The sequence below is a fragment of the Catenovulum agarivorans DS-2 genome (assembly GCF_000568405.1).
In the GTDB taxonomy this organism is placed as follows: domain Bacteria; phylum Pseudomonadota; class Gammaproteobacteria; order Enterobacterales; family Alteromonadaceae; genus Catenovulum; species Catenovulum agarivorans_A.
Map to the genome: position 1 here is coordinate 13,705 of NZ_ARZY01000018.1, position 13,686 is coordinate 27,390.

Annotated in this window: 16 protein-coding genes and 3 tRNA genes; 16 read left to right on the top strand and 3 right to left on the bottom strand. The window is 44.5% G+C overall.

The window, feature by feature from the left end; genetic code table 11:
* The 5 genes from DS2_RS10405 to DS2_RS10420 all read left to right on the top strand — a co-directional run bounded on the left by DS2_RS10405 (position 1) and on the right by DS2_RS10420 (position 5,135).
* On the top strand, positions 1-597 hold the full coding sequence (locus DS2_RS10405) for a DUF3486 family protein (protein WP_035014701.1): 597 nt from the start codon (positions 1-3) through the stop codon (positions 595-597).
* Complete coding sequence (locus DS2_RS10410; RefSeq protein ID WP_035014702.1) at positions 590-2,167, top strand: terminase large subunit domain-containing protein; 1,578 nt, start codon at positions 590-592, stop codon at positions 2,165-2,167. Before DS2_RS10405 ends, DS2_RS10410 begins: the two co-directional genes overlap by 8 nt.
* 17 nt (positions 2,168-2,184) lie before the next feature.
* A complete protein-coding gene (locus tag DS2_RS20840; RefSeq protein WP_235188579.1) occupies positions 2,185-2,343 on the top strand; it encodes a DUF935 domain-containing protein in 159 nt (52 codons plus the stop codon).
* A gap of 67 nt (positions 2,344-2,410) precedes the next feature.
* Entirely contained in the window at positions 2,411-3,784 is a 1,374-nt protein-coding gene (locus tag DS2_RS10415) for a DUF935 domain-containing protein (RefSeq protein ID WP_419177444.1), read from the top strand.
* Positions 3,771-5,135 carry a phage minor head protein gene (locus tag DS2_RS10420; RefSeq protein WP_035014703.1) on the top strand — a complete coding sequence of 455 codons (1,365 nt, stop codon included), beginning with the start codon at positions 3,771-3,773 and terminating at the stop codon, positions 5,133-5,135. Before DS2_RS10415 ends, DS2_RS10420 begins: the two co-directional genes overlap by 14 nt.
* Here DS2_RS10420 and DS2_RS20430 read toward each other — a convergent pair.
* The 3 genes from DS2_RS20430 to DS2_RS20440 form a co-directional block, all read right to left on the bottom strand.
* Positions 5,128-5,202: transfer RNA gene (locus DS2_RS20430), tRNA-Gln, on the bottom strand. The genes DS2_RS10420 and DS2_RS20430 overlap by 8 nt on opposite strands.
* Positions 5,203-5,270: 68 nt before the next feature.
* Positions 5,271-5,342: transfer RNA gene (locus DS2_RS20435), tRNA-Asn, on the bottom strand.
* Between the two features lie 14 nt (positions 5,343-5,356).
* Positions 5,357-5,436 (bottom strand) — tRNA-OTHER (locus DS2_RS20440).
* Between the two features lie 39 nt (positions 5,437-5,475).
* Here DS2_RS20440 and DS2_RS10425 point away from each other — a divergent pair.
* The 11 genes from DS2_RS10425 to DS2_RS10470 all read left to right on the top strand — a co-directional run bounded on the left by DS2_RS10425 (position 5,476) and on the right by DS2_RS10470 (position 13,685).
* Positions 5,476-5,931 carry a phage virion morphogenesis protein gene (locus DS2_RS10425; RefSeq protein ID WP_035014704.1) on the top strand — a complete coding sequence of 152 codons (456 nt, stop codon included), beginning with the start codon at positions 5,476-5,478 and terminating at the stop codon, positions 5,929-5,931.
* Positions 5,932-6,200: 269 nt separating this feature from the next.
* The gene (locus DS2_RS10430) at positions 6,201-7,304 is read left to right on the top strand and encodes a phage protease (protein WP_035014705.1); all 1,104 of its coding nucleotides are present in this window, start codon (positions 6,201-6,203) and stop codon (positions 7,302-7,304) included.
* Positions 7,305-7,347: 43 nt separating this feature from the next.
* Positions 7,348-7,722, top strand: a complete 375-nt coding sequence (locus tag DS2_RS19890) for a hypothetical protein (protein WP_051479792.1) — start codon at positions 7,348-7,350, stop codon at positions 7,720-7,722.
* Positions 7,723-7,769: 47 nt separating this feature from the next.
* Entirely contained in the window at positions 7,770-8,663 is an 894-nt protein-coding gene (locus tag DS2_RS10440) for a Mu-like prophage major head subunit gpT family protein (RefSeq protein WP_035014706.1), read from the top strand.
* Positions 8,664-8,757: 94 nt separating this feature from the next.
* Entirely contained in the window at positions 8,758-9,015 is a 258-nt protein-coding gene (locus tag DS2_RS10445; protein WP_035014707.1) for an HI1506-related protein, read from the top strand.
* A gap of 6 nt (positions 9,016-9,021) precedes the next feature.
* On the top strand, positions 9,022-9,441 hold the full coding sequence (locus tag DS2_RS10450; RefSeq protein ID WP_035014708.1) for a gp436 family protein: 420 nt from the start codon (positions 9,022-9,024) through the stop codon (positions 9,439-9,441).
* Positions 9,441-9,866 (top strand): phage tail terminator protein, encoded by a 426-nt coding sequence (locus tag DS2_RS10455; protein WP_035014709.1) that lies wholly within the window; start codon positions 9,441-9,443, stop codon positions 9,864-9,866. The genes DS2_RS10450 and DS2_RS10455 overlap by 1 nt, the downstream gene beginning before the upstream one ends.
* Positions 9,867-9,870: 4 nt before the next feature.
* Entirely contained in the window at positions 9,871-10,107 is a 237-nt protein-coding gene (locus DS2_RS20845) for a hypothetical protein (protein WP_235188580.1), read from the top strand.
* Entirely contained in the window at positions 10,068-10,625 is a 558-nt protein-coding gene (locus DS2_RS10460; RefSeq protein WP_235188581.1) for a hypothetical protein, read from the top strand. The genes DS2_RS20845 and DS2_RS10460 overlap by 40 nt, the downstream gene beginning before the upstream one ends.
* 85 nt (positions 10,626-10,710) lie before the next feature.
* Complete coding sequence (locus DS2_RS19895; protein WP_051479793.1) at positions 10,711-13,320, top strand: tape measure protein; 2,610 nt, start codon at positions 10,711-10,713, stop codon at positions 13,318-13,320.
* Positions 13,317-13,685: a hypothetical protein gene (locus DS2_RS10470; RefSeq protein WP_035014710.1), complete on the top strand. Its 369-nt coding sequence runs from the start codon at positions 13,317-13,319 to the stop codon at positions 13,683-13,685. The genes DS2_RS19895 and DS2_RS10470 overlap by 4 nt, the downstream gene beginning before the upstream one ends.
* Position 13,686: the final 1 nt, after the last annotated feature.

Below are 13,686 nucleotides of genomic sequence, written 5' to 3' on the forward strand. Positions count from 1 at the left end.
ATGACCGAATCAGTGCGCCGCGGTAAACCTAGCAAAGTAGATTTACTGCCAGAAGATATTAAAAAGCGGCTAGACGAAATGCTGCGCGACAAGCGTTTTAGCCAAAGCGAAATATTAGAAGAAGTAAACCAGTTAATTATTCAATCGGGCCTTGACGATGGCGCAACCATTAGCCGCAGCGGATTAAGCCGCCATGCGCAAAAAACCGAAGCCATAGGCCAAAAGCTGCGCGAACTGCGTGAGTCTACCAAAGCATTAACTGCAGAGCTGGGCGACAAACCCACAGGCGATACAACAAAGCTGATCCTTGAAATGGGACGGTCTCAATTGTTTAAAGCCATGCAAAAGCAATTAATGAACCCAGATGATGACGATGATGTAGACATCGGCATGATTAAAGATGCCATGCTGGCTGCACAACGACTAGAAGCAACCGCAATGGCCGCGCATAAACGCCAGCAAGAAATTGAAAAAGCCTATGCCGAAAAACTAGCCCAAGAGCTAGATGAAAAAACCAGCAACGAGTTTGTGCCGCAGTCGCGTGAAGAAATGCTGGCGTTCTTTAAGCACGACATTTTGGGTTTAAAACATGACTGAGCAAGCCCCACTTTCTAAAATTGCGGGTTCGTTAGCAATTGCGCTGCAATCAGACATTTTATTTGGCTACCAAAAAGAGTGGATGCAAGACAAATCCGTTATCAAAATAGCGGATAAATCACGCCGAACAGGTTTAACCTTTGCTGAAGCTTGTGATGATGTAATGTGTGCATCGCAGCCGGTTAACGCGCAAAACACTTACTACCTTGGCTCAGATAAAGAAATGGCCAAAGAGTTTATCGATGCCTGTGCTTTTTGGGCGCGTAAACTCAATATGGTTATGACCGAAATTGAAGAAAGTATCTTTGAAGACGAAGATGAAGACGGCAATAAAAAAAGCATTAAGTCGTTTGAAATTAAGTTTCCACACACGGGTAAAAAAATACTCGCGCTAAGTTCAAACCCGCGCAACTTGCGTGGCCGCCAAGGCAATGTGGTTATTGACGAAGCGGCATTCCACGACAGATTAGACGAAGTATTAAAAGCCGCCATGGCTCTCACTATGTGGGGCGGCAAGCTGCGTATTATCTCAACCCATAATGGCGTTGATAACCTGTTTAATACACTTATCACCCAAGCCCGTCGTGGCGAGAAAAACTACTCGGTACACCATATACCCATTGATAAAGCCCTCAAACATGGGCTGTATAAGCGTATATGTTTAATTAGCGGTCAAGAATGGTCGCAGCAAAAAGAAGATACCTGGCTAAAAGAGCAAGTTAACTTTTACCCAACCGAAGAAGCCGCCAACGAAGAGCTGTTTTGTGTACCCAGCCAAGGTGCAGGGCAGTATTTAAGCCGTAGAGTACGTGAGCGTGCATTATCCGAACATTGCAAAGTTGTGCGCTATACAGCACCACAAGACTTTGAAATATGGACAGAGGAGCAGCGCGTAATCGATGTACAAAAATGGTGTGAAGAGCAGCTGCTACCATTGCTGGAAAAACTCAGCCCTGATTTAAGCCACGCATTTGGTGAAGACTTTGCGCGTAAAGGCGATTTGTCTGTATTCAGTATTGGTGAGATTAAACAGGACACCAAGCTTGAAGTGCCCATTATGGTTGAACTGCGTAATGTAACTTACGACCAGCAGCGGCAAATTATGTTTTACATAACCGAGCGTTTACCTCGTTTACGTGGTTTGGCTTTTGACGCCACAGGTAATGGCGGCTATTTAGCTGAAGCGGCCATGCTGAAATACGGTACAGAATTGGTTGATTGTGTTCACCTTTCGCAAAACTGGTACCGCGAATGGATGCCAAAAGTTAAAGACTACTTTGATATGAACAATATTGTTCTACCCAAAGATCAGGATGTGTTAGACGACCTTGGCCAAATCAAACTTAAAAACGGTATAGCGCAAGTTGATAAGGGCAAAAACGAAGGTAGTGATGGCAATAAGCGCCATGGCGATGCCGCGATATCTATAGCCATGTTAGTACGTGCCGCTGAAATGGACGGCAGTGCAATTGAATACACCAGTCTACCCGGCAAAGGCGGTTTGTACGGCCAAAATGATGACGATGATTTAGACGACCTACCAGCAACAGGCTCAGATGGCTGTTACTAAAGCAACAGGAACCCACCATGAAAACCAGCAAAATAGTAGATAAATGGGGCAACCCCATTAACCTTGAATTAGAAGAGGTTCAAACCGAATCTAGTGCCAAGCTCGCGCAATTACATAATCATTATGGCGATCACCCAAGCGGCGGTTTAACCCCAGCTAAAGCTAACCCCAGCTAAAGCCGCCAGTATTTTACGCGAAGCCGAACGAGGCCAATTAATTGCTCAGTGTGAATTAGCCGAAGACATAGAAGAAAAAGACGCGCATGTACAATCAGAGCTAGGCAAACGCCGTTTAGCCATGCAGTCAGTGCCGTGGAATATAGTGCCGCCCCCTAATGCCAGCGCAGCAGAACAACGCGACGCACAAATGATAGAAGAACTCCTACGCAATGCCACCTGGTTAGACGAAGCCATATTTGATGCAGGCGATGGCATTTTAAAAGGCTTTAGCAACCAAGAGCTGGTATGGGACTTTTACGACAACACCCATATTATTGAGGCGTGTGAATATCGCGACCCATCTTGGTTCCAGGTTAACCCAAATAACCGCAACGAGATAACTTTGCGCGACGGTTCGCATGAGGGTGAAGCCCTGCGGCCGTTCGGTTGGTTGGCACATCAACATAAATCAAAATCGGGTTACGTATCGCGGCATGGTTTAATTCGGGTGCTTGTGTGGCCATTCTTATTTAAAAATTATTCAGTGCGCGATTTAGCCGAGTTTTTAGAGATTTATGGTTTACCGCTGCGCCTGGGTAAATACCCAGCAGGTGCCAGCGAAAAAGAAAAACTGACATTGCTGCGTGCAGTTATGAGCATAGGCCATAACGCAGGCGGTATTATACCCCAAGGCATGGCACTTGAATTTGAAAAAGCGGCAGACGGTGCAAGCGACCCTTTTATGGCTATGGTCAATTGGTGTGAAAAATCGCAGAGTAAAGCCATATTAGGCGGCACACTGACCAGCCAAGCTGACGGTAAAACCAGCACAAATGCGTTGGGTAATGTACACAACGAAGTGCGTACAGAAATACGCGATGCCGATTTAAAACAACTGCAAAACACCTTAACACGCGATATTGTTTACCCGCTGTATGCACTGAATGGTAAGTCGTTTAACGGCCCAAGACGCCACCCACGCTTTGAATTTGACACAACAGAGCCAGAAGAAATAGCGCAATTAGCTGAGCCACTGGCTAAGTTTGTTGAAATGGGCATGCGTATACCCACCCAATGGTTACACGAAAAAACCAAAATACCAGAGGCAGGCAAAAACGAAGCCGTATTAAGTTTTAACAGCGGCTTTAACAATGCAAAGCCAGCAATAGACCCTGCACAACTCAAAGGCTTTGCCGCTTTGCGCCGCGAAAGCATAGAGCCGTTTGCCGACCAATTGGCGATAGAGCAAGCGTTAGATAGTTTAAGCGCAGGCGAATTTGACCAGCAAATGCTGGGTATTTTAAAACCCTTATTTGATGCAGCAGAGCAAAACCCCGAAAGCTTAAAAGCGCAGTTAAGCCAGGTATGGCCAGCAATGGACGATGCCGAGTTTACCCAACGTTTAGCGCAAGTGTTATTTGTGGGCGAGCTGTGGGGGCAAATAAATGCCGACAGTTGATTTGCAAACAGCGTTTAAACAACCGCCAAAAGATGCGGTGGCTTATTTTCGCTCAAAAGGTTTTACCGTATCGGACAACTGGTGGGAAGTATGGCAAGGCGCACATGCTAAAGCTTTCACTGTGGCTAAAGCCATGCGAATGGATGTGCTAGAAGATATACGCAAAGGGTTAGATCAAGCACTCGCGCAAGGTAAAACCGCAAAACAGTTTACTGATGAGCTTGCACCGCTTTTAAAAAACAAAGGTTGGTGGGGCAAACAAATATGGGCGGATAGCGAGGGCAATGCGCGTGAAGTGCAACTGGGCAGCTACCACCGCTTACGCAATATTTACCGCATTAATTTACAAACTGCGTATATGTCAGGCCGTTATCGTCGCCAATTGGAAGGCGCTAAAACTCGCCCATACTGGATGTATGTTGCCATATTAGACGGCCAAACCCGCCCAACGCACCGCACCCTAAACGGTAAAGTGTTTAGGTTTGATGACCCAATATGGCAAGTAATATACCCACCTAATGGCTGGGGCTGTCGTTGCCGCGTTCGTGCCTTAACCGAGGCGCAAGTTAAACGCATGGGCCTACAAGTTGAACAAGGCGAGCAATACATACAAGACATTCAAGCTGAAGCAGGCACAGACAAAACCACAGGCGAAGTGATAGAGGTTGACCACAAACAAATAAACTTACCCAACGGCAAAAGTATGCGCCCTGATGTGGGGTGGGCACATAACCCAGGAGAAGCCGCCTTTGGAACAGACATGGCCATAGCGCAAAAAATTGGCCGTGTGCAAGATATTGATTTACGTAGCCAAACCATACAGGCGTTAAATAATAGCCCTGAGCGCGAGGCAGTGTTTAGGCAATGGGTGTCACAAAAATTACAGAAAATAGAAAAGCATCAAGAGCTGCAAGCAGCCAGAGAGTTTGATCGTTTGCGTGAAATAGGCATGACACCAGAAGCCTCTGCAGTAGTGGGCTTTTTGCCCGATGATGTATTTAATTATTTAGCTGATAAAAAGGTAAATGCATCACGAGTTGTGATGATAAGTGAGCGACAATTAGCTCATGCAAATAGACCTAAGCACAAGCGTGATGATGTTGATGTGCCATTGCATGAATACGAAAACCTTGTTGACTGGATAAACAACAGCAATGCACAAATTTTGTTTGAACCTGCAGGTAAAGCGTTAATTTATGTAATTGATAAGGGAGATGAGGCAATTAAAGTGGTTGTTAGTTTTAATGCAAAAAACAGCAAAGGTTTAGACATGTTTATTACAACGTATCGTACGCCAATGGATTCGGTAAAAAGTGACATATTAGGTGGAAAGCTTGAGGTTATACGGTAGGGTGAGACTCGAACTCACATCACAGCGCCAAAGGCACTGCCCCTTTCCCATCGGGGAACACTACCGCTTTAGTAATTATAGTTTAAATTTTAGGAGCTAACAATTGATACGTGTATACAAAAGAGATGTAATATGTGCGGTGGACAGGAATTGAACCTGCCTACGCTAGCAATGCTAGCCCCATCACCAGGTTTAGGCACACACCGCACAATTACAAAGTATCGGTAGTGCAGGAATCGAACCTACATCAATACATGGCCTCGTCAGGCTTGTACCCCGTTACCAGTCCGGGCAACTACCGCGTGGATAAATCATAGTTTAAAAAGTAGGCTTTAACAATATGAGCAATCAAATACAGGTAGAACACAATAGCACAGCCGTTATTGATGTATTACAGCAAATAGCCGACAAAATGGACGACTTAACCCCAGCTATGCAAGAAGCAGCAGCAACGTTGGAAGATGCTGCCGAGCAAGCTTTTTCCGATGAACGCGCACCCACAGGCGAGCCTTGGGAAGCGTTAAGCGACAATTACTTAAAACAAAATCCCAAACGTGTGGGTGGTCAAATACTGCAGGTATCGGCTGGCGGCTTAGCTGCAAGCATAGAATCAGACTATGGCGATACCTGGGCCAGTATTGGCAGTAACAAAGTATATGCGGCTATTCATCAGTTTGGTGGAACGCCTGAAATGCCAGCTGGCCCACGCAATATTCCAGCTCGCCCTTACCTTGGTTTAGATAGTCAGTCAGAAAATGATTTATTAGAAATATTAGGCGGTTTTTTACTAGATTGATAAAATGCGCTAAAACGCCCTAAATCGCCTTTTAAGCGCACCATTTATTTTTTGCTTGTCATTGAGTGTTTTAAGATGAAACAATAGCTCAGAAATCGACAGAAATTAAACCAGCAATATTCCCGCAGCCAATTTTTACCAAACCCCGCAAAAATTACAAAATACCCATTAAAAAACCTTTAACTCAGGTTATATGACCTAATCAGCTTTAGCCCATTAACCTACAGCTCAATCGAATTGATTTTGTTTAATCAACTTGGAGCTGAACCATGTTTGAAAACCCGCTTGCCATATTAACCGCAACTCAAATGCCAGGTATGGCTGTATTAACCAGTGAGTTAAATACAGCAGATAACGACGGCTGGGTGCAGTTGTTACCAGATGGCGAGTTTAGTGCAATTGATGGCCGCCCACATGATGTGCCCAATAAAAAATGGAAGCTCACACCAGAGCGCGCACAGCAGCTTATTAGCCAAGCGCAATTACGCGCAAACGACTTAGTAATTGACTACGAACACCAAACCTTGCAAGCCGACAAAAACGGCAACCCAGCGCCCGCCAGTGGCTTTTTTAAAGATATGGAATATCGCCCAGGCAAAGGTTTGTACATAAAACCTAAATGGACAGAGCGCGCACAGGCTTTTTTAAAAAATGGTGAGTATCGCTATATCTCGGCGGTTTTTCCCTACGACAAACAAACAGGTGAGCCAACAGAAATACGCATGGCCGCGCTAACCAATTACCCAGGACTTGACGGCATGGATGCTATTGCTGCGCTGGCGGCTGAAAAATTTACCCAACACCCATCCAACACGGGAGCACCCGAAATGAACCAACACTTAAAAAACTTACTGGCCAAACTTGGTATTGAAGTTGGCGATGAAATGACAGACGAACAAGGTCTGGCCGCGTTAACTGCGTTAGCAGGTTTGCAAGCTAAAGCCAAACAAGCAGATGAGTTAACCGACCAAGTTGCTGCGTTAAAAGCCAGCCCAGGTAATGTCGATTTAGCCCAATATGTGCCTATTGCAACTTACAACGCAGTGGTTGGTGAATTGGCGGTATTGCGCCAAGACTCAAACACCCAATCAATTGAAAGCTTAATTGCTGACGCTCAAGCCGAAGGCAAAATTGTAGCTGCCGAAACTGACTATTTAACCAAGCTAGGCAAAGAAAACGGTGTGGCCGTTTTAAAAGGTGTATTAGATGCCCGCCCAGCTATTGCAGCGTTAAAAGGCAAACAAACCACACAAACCAAACCGCCTCAAGATGATAACGCCAAGGGCAATTTAACCGCTGAAGATTTAGCTGTACTTAAAGCAACTGGTTTAAGTGAAGACGAATTTTTAGCCGCACGCAAAGCTCAGGCGTAAGCGCGGGTTTTGTTTCATTAACTTAATTTAAAGGTTTAAAAAAATGCCAGCAAAACGATTAAGCGGGAAACGCGCCTACCCAGTAAAAGCAGGTGCAGTGTTAACAGGTAATCGCCCCGTGTTATTGGCCGCAGGTTTGGCTATTGCGGTAACGGATAACAACTCGGCGTTAAGCGCAGGTGTTGCAACCATGCTTGCAGACAATGCCAATGGCGCAGATAGCGCAATTATGGTGGAAGTAGACACAGGCGAGCATAAGTTTGTATCGGCGGATATCACTATCGATGACGTTGGCAGTGATGCCTATTTTGTTGACGATTTGAATGTGTCGATAGACAGCGATACCGATGGTCGTGCCAAAGCCGGAAAGATTACCCAAGTCGACTCTGACGGCGTTTGGGTTGAGTTAGGCGTTTAACCGCTTAACTAAAACTGTAACCAAATTTACAAATTTAGGAGCCAGCAATGGACATTACTAAACAAACCTTATCGTCACTTTATACTGCAGTAAACGCCGCTTTTGCGCGTGGTATTGCTATGCACTCACCGCAGTGGGAGCGTATTGCAACCGAAATGCCAAGCTCAACCAGTCAAGAAAATTACGAATGGCTGGGGGAGTTTTCTGCACTTAAAAAATGGATTGGTGAACGTCAAATCAACAAAGCCAAAGCGCACAGCTATGCCATTAAAAACGAAAAGTACGAAGGCACCGAAGGTATCCCAGCCGACTACATTGAAGATAACCGCTACCCAGCGTTAATGAAAAAGTTTGAAGATATGGGTTATGCGGCACAAACCCATCCTGATCAGTTGGTGTTTGCTTTGCTGGCCAATGGATTTACCCAAACTTGTTACGACGGCCAATACTTTTTTGACACTGACCACCCTGTTGGTAAAGAAGGCCAAGAACAGTCTGTTTCAAACATGCAAGCAGGTTCAAACGCCGCATGGTTTTTGTTAGACACGCGCCGCCCATTAAAACCACTCATTTTTCAAAAACGCCGCGACTATCGCCTACAAGCTAAAACCGATGCAGGCAATTCAGATCATGTGTTTATGACAGATGAATACTTATACGGTGTTGATGCGCGGGTAAACGCTGGCTTTGGTTTTTGGCAATTAGCCTTTGGCTCAAAAGCTACGCTTGACGAAAGCAACTTTAACAGCGCAATGGAAACCATGATGGGCTACGAGTCAGACCAAGGCCGCAAGCTGGGTGTAATGCCTAACTTGCTTGTAGTTGGCCCTAAAAATCGTGCTAAAGCAAAAGCTGTGATTGAAGCCGAAAACAAAGCCCAGGGCGAGAGCAACACCAACTTTAAAGCCGTTGACGTGTTAGTTGTGCCTTGGCTTGATTAATACCCTGTGCTCGCAAGGATGAACCTTGGGCAAGGCAGCCCATTTTTATTAATACCTATCATTTTGTACAAACCTAACTAGGGGAAACCATGAGATGGCGAAGAAAATTATTGTTATTAGCGGCGCACACGCTGGCTATCGTCGGGCGGGCGTTAAGCTCAATCAAGGTCGTAACGAGTTTGATGAAAGCTGGTTCTCAGCGCAGCAACTGGCACAGCTTAAAGCAGATGAAAAACTTAGCGTATCTGAAGTTGAAGATAAACCAGATTCAAGTACAGATACGTCGGGGAAGCTGGACGCTAACCCATCACCAACCGGTGTAACTGGTAAGTCTAAGGCGAAAGCGGAGTAACACACTATGTATGCGACTTTAGTGGATATGGTGGCGCGTTTTGGTGAAGACGAGCTAATGCTATTGGCTCAGCGCGACGACAGCAGCGTTGAATTTAACGAAGTTGTTGACCAGGCATTACAAGACGCAACCGCCGAAATAAACGGCTATATCGCGGGTCGCTATACATTGCCATTGGCCAATACACCTGAAGTTTTAAAGCGCAATTGTTGCGACATAGCGCGCTATTTGTTAAGTGACGACCGTGCACCTGAGCAAGTCGAAAAACGCTATAACGCAACCATTAGCTTTTTACGCTCTGTTGGTAAAGGCGAGTTAAGTTTAGGGCTTGCCAATAACCAACCTAGCGAAAGTGTTGGCACTGTGGCTGTGATGATGTCAGACGGCCACACCTTTAGCCGCCAAAAGAGCAAAGGGTTTATCTAATGTTGGATATTGGCGACGACTACTTAGCCGCAGAGCCGCATTTAATCAGCGTGCTTGAAAAGGTTGAAGGCTTTAAAGATGTTTGTTCAACAAACGACTTAGCCGAAGTTGAAGAACGCAGCCAAAAAGCACCTTGTGCCCATGTTATTTATTTTGGCGACCGTGTACCCGATGTTTCAAATGGCGGTATACAAACCCAGGTCATGCAAATTTGGCTTGTGGTAATAGCGGTTCGCCAAGGTCGTGACACCAATGCAGAGGCTGGAAAGTTAATACGTGCAACGTTAAAGCAACTGCAAAAAGACAGTTTTGTGCCAAATGTTGGCGCACTTAACCGAATTAATTCACCCGCAAGACCACGATATACCAAAGGTTTTGCATATTACCCACTGGCGTTTAGCGTCAATTTTAGACTAAGAGGATAACCACATGAATGGTTTATTATTATCAGGCGACATCTTTATTGATCGTTTAAGCGACACGGGTGTAAGCCAGGGCAAAATTGGTCCGATTAACGTGACTCAGTTAGCAATTAATACGCCTAGCGAGCAAATGACTCGAACATCAAAGAAAAAGCGACATTTGGCCAAGCGCTTGATTCGGTTTCAATTGCTCAGCCGTCAACCGTGTCAATTTCAATTGATGACCAGCCAGCAGAGTTATTAGCAATGGCCTTACTTGGTGATATTGCAACGGTAAACGAAGGTAGTGGTAATGTAACCGATGGTGCGGTAACTATTTTACCCGGTGGTCGTTGGACTCAACTGCCGAACAAAAACTTAGCTGCAGCAGGTATTAGCGCGAAATTAGCCAGTGATGACAGCCCAATCACCGAAGCAAATTACGAAGTTAACTATGCGTTAGGTTTAATTCGTGCAACCGCAGGCGGCTCGTTGGAAGCTGGAGCGGATATTAAATTAACCTACCAATACAACGCAGTAACCGGCACAAAAGTTAAAGGCGGTATTAAAAGCCAAATTCGAATGAACATCACTGGAGATATGAAAAACCTAGCAACGGGTAAACCAGGTCGTTTAGAGATTTTTGAAGCGACGGTGGCACCAACTGATGCGGTTGATTTTATGGCCAGTGAATTTGTTAGCACAACTTTGTCAGGTAACTGCAAATTGGTGTCCGGTAAAGACTCACCATTTGAATATACCGACATTACCCCGTCTGAGTAACACATTTAATTTTTAAAATAAATATGTAACTAATGAAGGGCTTTTGCCCTTCATCTATTCCGTTAAAACTTGCGCAGGGTGAACTATGGCTAAAAATCTAGCGTTAGAAATTGCAATTAAAGCTAAAAACTTAGCAAGCACTGCATTTGATAAGGTTAAACAATCATTAGAAAACACCTCTAGCACAGCAGATAAAACTGAAAAATCGTTAGACGATTTAAGTAAAACTCTTGATGGCATTGGTGAAAACTCTGCCGCGATAGATGAATTTAAACAACTTAATACTGAAATAGAAAACTCAGAAAAAACCACTAAAGAATTAAAGGCGGAACTGGCCGAATATGAAAAACAAGCGGCTGAATCTGGCAACGACACCGCTGAGTTTAAGCAAGAAATTACTCACCTAAAAACCGAAATTGAAAAAGTTGAAGCAGCAATAAAAGGCAAGCGTGTTGAACTGGATAAAACCGTTAAATCGCTTAAAAATGCTGATGTAAACACAGATGAACTCAAGCGTGCTGAAAAAGAATTAGCAGCTGAAGCCAAAGATGTACGCCAACAAATAGCGGCAAAAAATAAAGCTTTAGGCGAGCAAACACGCGCTTTAACAGGAGCAAACGGCGGCATTGCCAGCTTAACCAAAACCGTTGTGGGTTTAGGCGCAGCTTATGTTGGCTTAGATAAAGTACGTGATAGTTTGGTGGGTATTTTGGGCGCTGGTGATAAAGCGCAGGCTTTTGCCAGCCAAATGACAGCATTAATGGGCAGTATTGAAAAAGGCGACCAAGCAACCAAATGGATTACTGATTTTGCAAATAACACGGGGACCAGGTTAGAAAATGCCCGCGAAGCTTTTACCAGTTTAAAAACCTTTGGGTTAGATCCAATGAATGGCTCTATGCAATCATTGGTAGATTACAACGCCAAATTAGGTGGCAGCCAAGAAAAGTTAAACGGCATTATATTAGCAGCTGGCCAAGCCTGGGCTAAACAAAAGCTGCAAGGTGAAGAAATATTGCAAATGGTTGAGCGTGGCGTACCCGTGTGGGACTTGCTCGCCAAAGTAACAGGTAAAAACACGGTTGAGCTGCAAAAAATGTCGGAAAGCGGCGAACTCGGCCGCGAGACAATGCAAAAACTGTTTGACGAAATGGGCAAACAAGCCGAAGGACAAGCCGCAAAAAGCCTAGATAGACTCAGTGGCCAAATTGCGTTAATCAGCAATAAGTGGGAAGGTTTTAAAGTAAAGATGGCTGATGCGGGTGTTTATAAAGTTGCTATCGACTTTATGAAACAACTGAATCAAACATTTGACTCATTAGTTAAAGACGGAACTATAGACCGCGCAGCCAAAAAAGTGAGTGACTTTTTTTCAGGTATGGTTGCAAACGGCGGCCAAGGCATTAAAGCCCTGCTTGATAACATTAATGCGTTTTTAACAGGTGCTGAGCGCATAGTTGCGGGTTTTAAATTTGTTTTTAATAGCTTTACCGCGGGCTTAAAAGGCATTGCCCAAGCCTCTACCTTGTTAATTAGTGAAGTATTGGCAGGTTGGGCAAAAGTATTTGAGTTTATGGGCGCAGATACTTTAGCGCAAAAAGCTCAGCAACAATCAAAAGCTTTGCTTGCTGTTTCTAACGCGTTTAAAACCGAACTTGAAAAAGATATTCAAGACGTACACACAGCCTGGGAAACCATTACCCAAAGCAGTAACGAAACTGTTACTAAAAATTACCAACAAACGGCTGAGCAACTTAAAAAAACAACAGAAGCTCAAAAACAAAGCATTGAAACCGTTGACGAGACAGCTAAAAAATCAGTTGAAGATTTAAGCTTGGTTATGAGCAAAGCAGGCATTGTGACCACTAAATCCTTACAAGACACCGAAGCAAAAGCAAAAGAAACCTATGAGCAAATTAACAAAGCTCACAAAAACGGTGAAGTTGGCGTATACGAGTTAGAACAAGCATATAAAAAGTGGGAAGAAGCTGCCAATGCAACAGCCAAAGCAACCAAAGGAATTGTTGACCCAGCATTAAAAGCTGCGCGTGCAAATTTAAACTTAAAAGATTCAAATGAACAAGGTGCAGACTCTGCCAGCGCAAACGCCAAAGAAATTGCAAGGTTGCGAGAGGAACTGCGTTTACTTCAACTGCAATTGCAACAAACCAACGGTGGTTTGCAGCAGCAATTAGATATACAAACCCAGCTAAACAACCAACGCAGACAATACAGCGCCGAAAATAGCCGCAATAACTTAACCGAGTCGCGCACCTTAACAACAACCAGTGGCGAGTCAGTTGACATTGAAAAGCTCAGTGCTCGTGAATTATCAGACTTACGTGCTCAGTACAATAAGTCGGCATCTACCACTAAATTTGCCCATATGCGTGACCACTACGCCAAGCAAATTGCCATTGTAGACGAACAATACAACAAGGTTACCGATGCCGCACGCAAACAGCGCACAAACAGTAATTCCAACAATAGTTCAAGCGCTAGCAGCTCAAATAACCAAAGTTCAAACGCAAATTCAAACAACAGTGCCCGTGTTGTTGGTGCAGATAGCAGCACAATAACAGACAACACCCGCGCATTGCGCCAGCTTACTGAATCACTTGATTTATTGCGTTTTAGCATGGAAGGCCAGTCAGATTTTATCAGCGAGTTAGAAAGAATTAAGAGCACATCATGATCATCATAGACGGCACTATAAATTTACCCGAATTCGTTTGGCAAAACCGCTACGGTTATAGCCCAGTAAACGCGCAAAACACCTATGCAACCGATGGCGCTTTATTTGTTGAACAGTCGCAAGTGCTAGCTGGTCGACCCATTATTTTAACCAGTGATAGCGAGCCAACGACGGTGTTTAACCAGTTAGAAAACCATGCCGCGGCGAATGCTGCAAGCGAATTTACCCTCAGCATTAATGGCACCAACTACAACGTAATGTATGACTTTAGCCAGCAAGCTGTTAGCGGTAGCCCAGACATTAATTTTGCAGATGCAGAGCCTGATTACATAAACAACATTATTCTAAGATTTATTGAGGTTTAAC

Excerpts from the sequence above, each read along its gene's own strand:
- DS2_RS10405 (WP_035014701.1), top strand. The coding sequence starts at position 1 with ATGACCGAATCAGTGCGCCGCGGTAAACCTAGCAAAGTAGATTTACTG.
- DS2_RS10410 (WP_035014702.1), top strand. The coding sequence starts at position 590 with ATGACTGAGCAAGCCCCACTTTCTAAAATTGCGGGTTCGTTAGCAATT.
- DS2_RS20840 (WP_235188579.1), top strand. The coding sequence starts at position 2,185 with ATGAAAACCAGCAAAATAGTAGATAAATGGGGCAACCCCATTAACCTT.
- DS2_RS10420 (WP_035014703.1), top strand. The coding sequence starts at position 3,771 with ATGCCGACAGTTGATTTGCAAACAGCGTTTAAACAACCGCCAAAAGAT.
- DS2_RS10425 (WP_035014704.1), top strand. The coding sequence starts at position 5,476 with ATGAGCAATCAAATACAGGTAGAACACAATAGCACAGCCGTTATTGAT.
- DS2_RS10430 (WP_035014705.1), top strand. The coding sequence starts at position 6,201 with ATGTTTGAAAACCCGCTTGCCATATTAACCGCAACTCAAATGCCAGGT.
- DS2_RS19890 (WP_051479792.1), top strand. The coding sequence starts at position 7,348 with ATGCCAGCAAAACGATTAAGCGGGAAACGCGCCTACCCAGTAAAAGCA.
- DS2_RS10440 (WP_035014706.1), top strand. The coding sequence starts at position 7,770 with ATGGACATTACTAAACAAACCTTATCGTCACTTTATACTGCAGTAAAC.
- DS2_RS10445 (WP_035014707.1), top strand. The coding sequence starts at position 8,758 with ATGGCGAAGAAAATTATTGTTATTAGCGGCGCACACGCTGGCTATCGT.
- DS2_RS10450 (WP_035014708.1), top strand. The coding sequence starts at position 9,022 with ATGTATGCGACTTTAGTGGATATGGTGGCGCGTTTTGGTGAAGACGAG.
- DS2_RS10455 (WP_035014709.1), top strand. The coding sequence starts at position 9,441 with ATGTTGGATATTGGCGACGACTACTTAGCCGCAGAGCCGCATTTAATC.
- DS2_RS20845 (WP_235188580.1), top strand. The coding sequence starts at position 9,871 with ATGAATGGTTTATTATTATCAGGCGACATCTTTATTGATCGTTTAAGC.
- DS2_RS19895 (WP_051479793.1), top strand. The coding sequence starts at position 10,711 with ATGGCTAAAAATCTAGCGTTAGAAATTGCAATTAAAGCTAAAAACTTA.
- DS2_RS10470 (WP_035014710.1), top strand. The coding sequence starts at position 13,317 with ATGATCATCATAGACGGCACTATAAATTTACCCGAATTCGTTTGGCAA.